The 6,710-nt window shown below is 65.2% G+C and carries 4 protein-coding genes; 1 reads left to right on the forward strand and 3 read right to left on the reverse strand.

Annotation, left to right across the window (positions count from 1 at the left end):
• Positions 1-78: 78 nt before the first annotated feature.
• The 3 genes from DJ82_RS08680 to DJ82_RS08690 all read right to left on the reverse strand — a co-directional run bounded on the left by DJ82_RS08680 (position 79) and on the right by DJ82_RS08690 (position 4,608).
• A complete protein-coding gene (locus DJ82_RS08680) occupies positions 79-1,767 on the reverse strand; it encodes a VWA domain-containing protein (protein ID WP_094525423.1) in 1,689 nt (562 codons plus the stop codon).
• 145 nt (positions 1,768-1,912) lie between these two features.
• Positions 1,913-3,640 carry a vWA domain-containing protein gene (locus DJ82_RS08685; protein WP_094581585.1) on the reverse strand — a complete coding sequence of 576 codons (1,728 nt, stop codon included), beginning with the start codon at positions 3,638-3,640 and terminating at the stop codon, positions 1,913-1,915.
• A 98-nt stretch (positions 3,641-3,738) separates the two neighbouring features.
• Complete coding sequence (locus DJ82_RS08690; protein WP_094581586.1) at positions 3,739-4,608, reverse strand: TasA family protein; 870 nt, start codon at positions 4,606-4,608, stop codon at positions 3,739-3,741.
• A 415-nt stretch (positions 4,609-5,023) separates the two neighbouring features.
• Between DJ82_RS08690 and DJ82_RS08695 the strand changes: the two genes are divergently transcribed.
• Positions 5,024-5,584: a hypothetical protein gene (locus DJ82_RS08695; RefSeq protein ID WP_094581587.1), complete on the forward strand. Its 561-nt coding sequence runs from the start codon at positions 5,024-5,026 to the stop codon at positions 5,582-5,584.
• Positions 5,585-6,710: the final 1,126 nt, after the last annotated feature.

The following is a 6,710-nucleotide window of genomic DNA, read 5'->3' on the forward strand; positions in this document are numbered from 1 at the left end:
GTACCCGGCCCCAGTCGTCCGGTTTGACAGCCCCACCGACCCGCCCCGTCTGCTCGGCTGATCGGGCGACCCGGACGATCAGGCCGTCTGCTCGGGACCAGCGCCGTCGTTGTGCCGGCACTGCTCGGTGTAGAATCCGAGGTCGAAGCCGATGGAATCGGATTGGACCTCGTTGTCAACCGACGGCGGAAGCCACCACGCGAACCCGATGTAGTTCGTCGTGAGCGGCTGGTAGCACTCCCGGGCACTGCTGGCCTCCGGATCGTTGATCTCGTCGAAGGGAGTCGATTCGTCACCGTCGAGCGGAATCCCGTTGCCCGAGCTAAGATTCGTCAGCGTGTCCAGCAACGAGCCACGGAAGATGACTTCCTCGCCGCCGACCGTGGTGATGAAGCCCACGAGGTCATTGAGGATCTGGGTAGAGAGCCCGTCGGTGATATTGATCCAGTCACCGCACTGGACTTGCTCCGATATCGTCTTGAGTTCGTCCGCTCCCGTGGTATTTGGCGAAACCGCGAGCAAGCAAGCGTTCTCGTTGTCGATACGGTTGAGTGCGCTGGTGCGTTCTGCGGCTGACCCGTCGTCGTCCTCATCAGTGATGACGACGAGAATCTTCTTCGTACCCTGTCGCCACGTCAAGTTGTCCAGCGCGAACTCGATTGCTTCCGAAGCGTTCTCCGTCCCGCCCTCGATACTGAAGTTGAAATCCAGCTGACTGGAATCCGTCGTGATGTCTGTCGTTACGATGGTCGGGGTCGAATCTCCGTCATCGTTGTCCTCATACGCAATCAGTCCAAACGCCGTATCGAGGTTCGAGTTGTCGAGTTGGGTTGCGACGTTCCCGATGTTGTTCTCGAGGAACGTCGCCTCGTTTCCCATGCTCCCAGACCGGTCGTGTAGGAACGCGATGTCGACTTTTCCGGAACTGGTCTCCCCGCCGCTGCCGAGGACGTTGTCGCCGTCGTCATACCACAGGACGGTCTGAATCTCGCTCAGCAGCTCCACGTCAGAGCCGAGGATGTCCGAAACCGTGTCGCCGGCAGCGACATCGTACGACTCGTCCGCTGCCCCGGACTCGTCAGCGTCGCTCGCTTCGGGCTCCGTGTGTCCACCTTCCGCAGCGGTGGTTGGCTGGCCTTGGAACCACACGTAGCCGGGATTGTCACAGAGGTGGAAGCTCAGCGTGAGCTCACCGAAGTCTCCCGGTTTGACGTCCTGAAGATTGACGAGTGGGAGCGCGGACCCGTCACTGTACGTGTCCGCGTTGTCCGTCCGCAGCGCACCGGCCGCCGTCGGGTCGAGGTCCGCCGAGAGGTCCGCCCCATCGGTACAGACATCGCCGACCGCGACGTCGTTCGTGGTAGCGTCGAACGGGTCCTGGCTCCCGTCGCCATCCGTGTCAGGGTACGACTCGATCGCGGTGTTGTCCATGTACGCGTCGAGGTCCGCCGTCGCGACCCAGATGAGCGGATTTGCCGGGTCCGGAAGTGGTGTGTACGATGTCGTATCGTCTTCTGCTGGCATCGACCACCTCACGTTCAACCCGTTTGTCGGGTCCGCGAAACCGTAATACTGCGGGAAGGAGTAGTGTTCCTCCCAGTCGACTTTGAGGTCGAGAGCGCCCGCGGTGAGCGTGTTGTTGTTGAACGATTCGGTGTCGTTGAAGTACGCGGTCGTACCCAGTCCCGCACCCGCAGAGGCCACGCCGACCGCACCGAGGCCGGCCAAGAGCTTGCGCCGCGAGAGCCCGGTTGTGTCGTCATTCATCCTGTATCATCCCCGAAGGGAATCCCGACCGCGGTCGTGAACCGTCGCGTCGGCCGCCGGAAGCGCCGAGTCGGGAAGCAGGCGTGTCGCCTCAGTGGCGAGCAGATGGCCCGCTTGGAGTCTGTGTCTCAGCTTCGGTTCGGGGTCAGGCCGAGACCCCCGCGCCGTCGTTGTGGCGCTCCTGCTCGGTGTAGAAGCCGAGGTCAAAGGCGAGCGTGTCGCCCTGAATCACGTTGCCAACTTCGAAGGGCAGCACCCAATCCAGTCCGATACAGTACATCAGGCCGTTGCCTTCGAACGCGTCGCGGTCCGCGTCGGTCGCGGGCTCGGTCAGCTCGTTGTACATCGTGAGGATGTTGCCGTCGAGCGGGATGCCGTTCCCAGAAGACAGCGCCGCGAGCACGTTGTCGAGGCTGTCTTCCATGATGATCTTCTCGGCGACGAACTGACTGGCGAGGACACCGAACACCGTCGGGATCGCCACCGGGTCGTCGACATCGTAGAAGAACTGGGGATCGTTCCCCGGTGATGTCGCTGCACCGGCCATGTCCTGAAGGACGCTGTCGTTGGCACTGCCCACCGAGACGGTGTACAGGTCCGTCTCCGGGCCGGGCGAGGGGCTACGGGCGTCCGTCGCCGCGTCCTGCGGCGAGCTGAACTGCGTGGATCCGGTGCCGTTGAACGACTCGCCGTCCGAGAGCACGATGTTCACCGCTTTGGTCCCCGGCCGGCCGGCAGAGGCAAGCTCGTCCTGTGCGTCGTCGACACCTTCGCCGATGTAGGTGCCAGTTGCGATAGCGCCCGCGTTGCTGTTGGGGTCGGGGTCACCGTCGCCGTCGAACGGGTCGCTGATCAGGGGGTCGTCTCCTGCAGCGTCATTAACGCTCGTGACGACGTTAGCCAGCTTCTGTCGCAGGTCGCTTAGCGAGGCGTCGACAGCCGACAGGTCGCTGGTCATGTCTTGGAGGATGCCCGTACGCGGCTCGGCATCGTCGGTCTTCTCGCCGTCGAAGTAGGCGATCCCGACCTGCACGTCCGCGTTCTGTGCGTCGAGGTACTGGACGAACTCCTTGGCCGCGAGTTCGACGAGGTCGATCTTCGTCGTCTCAGGGAAATTATCGCCGTTGACTTGGATCGGGTCATCGCTGATGACGCCGCCGTACTCGCGGTACAGCATCGAGCCCGAGAAGTCGAGCGTCAGCATGATGTCGGCGGGCTCCGCCTCGTCGCGGACGTTGTCGCAGTCCGCGTCGTACCAGAGCGTCGCGTTGATGAACTGTGCGAGGTCGCCGCCGTCAGGGGTGTCGACCGCCAGTTCCGCGTCCGTGTTGACTCCCTCGCTCTCGGAGACGTTGTCCGCCTGCATCCAGACGTATCCGGGGTTGTCACAGAGGTGCAGCGAGAAGGTGATCTCACCTTCGTCGCCGGGTTTCACGTCGGACAGCTGGACCAGCGTGTTCATCTCGTCACCCGTCACGGGGTCAGTGCCGAAGGTGGCCTCGCTGATCGGCGGGATGTTCTCGCAGTCCAGGGTCGGGAGGTTCTCACCGGTGCTGTCCTCGTCGTCGGGGTCGAGGAAGTCGCTGTACTTGATCTGTCCGCCTTCGCCGTCCGGGATCGACTGCTCCCCGTCTTCGTCGTGGTCGGGGTGCGCGTTGACGAAGGTGTGGCCCTCGCCGTAGTCGTACGTCTGCTGCCAGTCGACGAGCAGGTCGAGCTCGCCGGCCGTGAGGGAGTTCCCCTCGAGGGTCTCCGTGTCGTTGAAGTACGCCGTGGTTCCGAGCCCCGCACCCGCAGAGGCCACGCCGACCGCACCGAGGCCGGCCAGCAGCTTGCGCCGCGAGAGGTCGAAATTGGTTGAATCGTTTGTCATTGTGTCTGTTGTCTGCCGTATGGGTAGTCACGACCTCCCGCGGCGACTACCGCGTCGCCGTGGGGCGGTTCGAGCTTTTCACGCCGATCTCACCGAGATCAGTTCGCGGTGGAGTTGGTGGAGTTGACCGGCGCCGAGTTGTTGAAGGGGTCCTCGTTGTGGCGGACCTGTTCGGTCTCGAAGACGAGATCGAACGACAGGCTGTCGCCCTGGATGACGTTGCCCACTTCGAACGGAACTTCGAGCAGGAGGCAGAACGAGTAGACGCCCTCGTTCGCCTCGTCGTTGATCGGCAGGAGATCCCCGTTGTCATCCTTGATGAGGTAGCCCGCGTTGAGCTGGGCGTCCGCCTCGCGCGCGTTCGTGTAGTGAGCGTCGGCGTCGACGACGCCACCGACATCAGAGGGGGCGTAGTTGATACCGAGAGAGTTCGAGGCGTTGTTGAATACGGGGTCGAGCGTCGACAGCCCGGTCTTGTCGCCGCTGGTGTCGTCGTAGCTCTGCCACACAGTCGTGAGGAGGAACTCGCCGAGGTCGGCATCGTTGTCCGTGTCGCCCTCGACGGCCTGCTCGGGCTCGGGGTTCGCGCCGCCCGTCTCGGTGAAGTTCTCCGTGCGCACCTGCACGTAGCCGGGGTTGTCGCCGACTTCGATGTCGAAGCAGACGATCGCCCAGTCGCCGGGCTTCACGTCGTCGACGACGAGGCCCGCGGTGACGCCCTCGCCGTCGGCCGTCTCGGTCATGCCGACCACGCCTGCGCTGCTCCAGTACTCGTCCGCCGCGACGATCTCCGCGGTAACGCTCATGTCGAGCGTCCCGGCCGTGAGACTGTTGTTCTCGAAGGTTTCAGTGTCGCTGAAGTACGCCGTGGTGCCGAGTCCCGCACCCGCGGAGGCGACGCCGACCGCGCCGAGGCCGAGAAGCATCTTACGCCGCGAGAGTCCGATGTCGTTGGTTTCGGGTTTCATGATTGGTTGGTGTCCGACGCACCCCCACTCGGGAGCGGATCGGTTACTCCTCTATCAGCGAGCTATCGACCTAGTTACGAGCAGCCACGTCACTGTGGAATGCGAGATGCGATTCGGTGGAACGGGCCGTGTAACCGGCGGTCCGGAAGTCCTACTCGGGGCAAAAACGGCGGCACGAACACCCTACTTCGGGCGAAACGACGGTACGAACAGCGTGCCGTCACGGCGGCGACGCGAGGCCCGAACCGCGGCCGCAAGGACGCCGTACCGGGCGAGGGGCTATCGGTTTCGCCGAGACGGTTCGTCCCGTCGGCAACCGGGAGTCGGCGGTAGCTGGCCCATACATATCCCCTCGAAGGAAGATGTAACGTCAACGACCGATCTCCGTGCCGCGCGGAGCGTCGGACCCTCACTCATGAAACTCAGAACCGACGTCCTTCCGGCAGAACAGGTGTACGCCATCCTCGCGAACGAGCGCCGTCGGCGCGCCCTCGAGCAGCTCGGGAGCGTCGGCGGCGTGGTGACGGTCAACGAGCTGTCGACGCTGGTGGCGGGCCGCGAGACGGGCGAGAGCCCGCCGCCGAAGCGGTGCCGCGAGAGCGTGTACACCTCGCTCGTCCAGACGCACCTGCCGAAGCTGGAGGAGCTGGGTGTGGTCGAGTACGACCGGGAGACGCAGACGATCGAGCTGTCGCGGCACGCGCGGGACGTCGCCCTCTACACCGAGATCGTCGCGAAGGGCGGCGTGACGTGGTCGGAGCTGTACCGCGCGCTCGGCGTCGCATCGCTGACCGTCGTCGTCGCGGCGCTGCTCGGCGTCCCGCTCGTCTCCGCGGTCGACCCGGTCCTCTGGACGAGCCTCGCGCTCGGCGCGTTCGCCCTCACGGGCGCGTACCAGCTGTGGGTCAACCGCTTCTCCGTGCTCCGGCAGTTCCGGATCGGACGCAACGGCCTGCTGTCGCGGCGCCGGAGCTGAGACGAACGACGAATTCTGCGACCGTACCGATTCTATTTATAAACAAACGAACGCCGCGGTCGGCGCGCGCCGGCGAGCGGCCGCCCTCGGTGGCCGCGAGTCGCACACGCGAGGGAGTCGGTGGTCCGGAGCAACGCGGAGGACCAAACGACGAGGCTGGGGTCGGTCCTGACCGAGGGGGCGAGTGACGGCGCGTCGAGTACGGGTCCTGGCACCACAAGGGGAGAGCAGCCGAGTTCGAGGGCGCGGAGGCGAAGCCCAAGCACCGCAAGGAGGGAGCGAAGCGACTAACTAGGAGCGCCAGCGAGCGTGCGTGCCCCTCACGGCTGGGCTTTCGGAGGTTCCTCACCGCGCCAGCCGCCGTCCTGCGGCCCTCTTTCGGAAGGGAGGGCGGCCCGCTCACGCCCGCCAGTCAACCATCCCCGATCAGAGGGCGACGGCGGTCGACCAGCCGTGAGGTACTTGCTGCAGGAATATCTCCACTCACGTGCAGCAGACCTGCGGACTCACGACGGTTCTGGATCTCTTCCGTCGAGACGCGACGGGGGGGGACCTGGGGTTGGGTTGGTTCGTACGTGGCGCGCCGCTCCGACGGGATGAATCGACCGCGAGTGCTGCCGCGAGGCCGGTGCCGAGGGGACGGACGCTCCGCAGCAGGAGCGGTTCCGACTTCGAACGCGGAACCCTGGCGGCCGCTTCGGTCGCTCGCCCGACGTCCGACGAAACGAACTCGCATCCTCGCTGCGACTGGCGCGCGGGACGGCGCACGCGCGGGCGCTCGCGTGTTTTGGGTGCGCTCGCGGACGACGTCAGGCGTTGACGTCAACGCGGCTTGCGGGCGCGCGGCGAGTCGAGCGCCGCGTCAGTTCTGTTCTGCCGCGACGTCGCCGCCGACCCGCGTGCTGACCGACCGGCTCGACGACCTGGACGGCCCTCCCGCTCCGCCGACCGGAGCGGCCGTGCTCGGCGCCGCTCCGACTGTTCGTCGAGGAGTGCCCCCGCCCTGCGAGGGCCACACGTGAGTCTCCGAAGAAGCGCGTCGTCCAAGTCTGCCTGCTACGAGCTAGCGACGTGATCGCAGGCGCTTGTTGCCGCCTGCAACGCCGCGAAAATGTTCCGAGCTAGA

The sequence above is a fragment of the Halorubrum sp. Ib24 genome, assembly GCF_002252745.1.
Lineage (GTDB): Archaea > Halobacteriota > Halobacteria > Halobacteriales > Haloferacaceae > Halorubrum.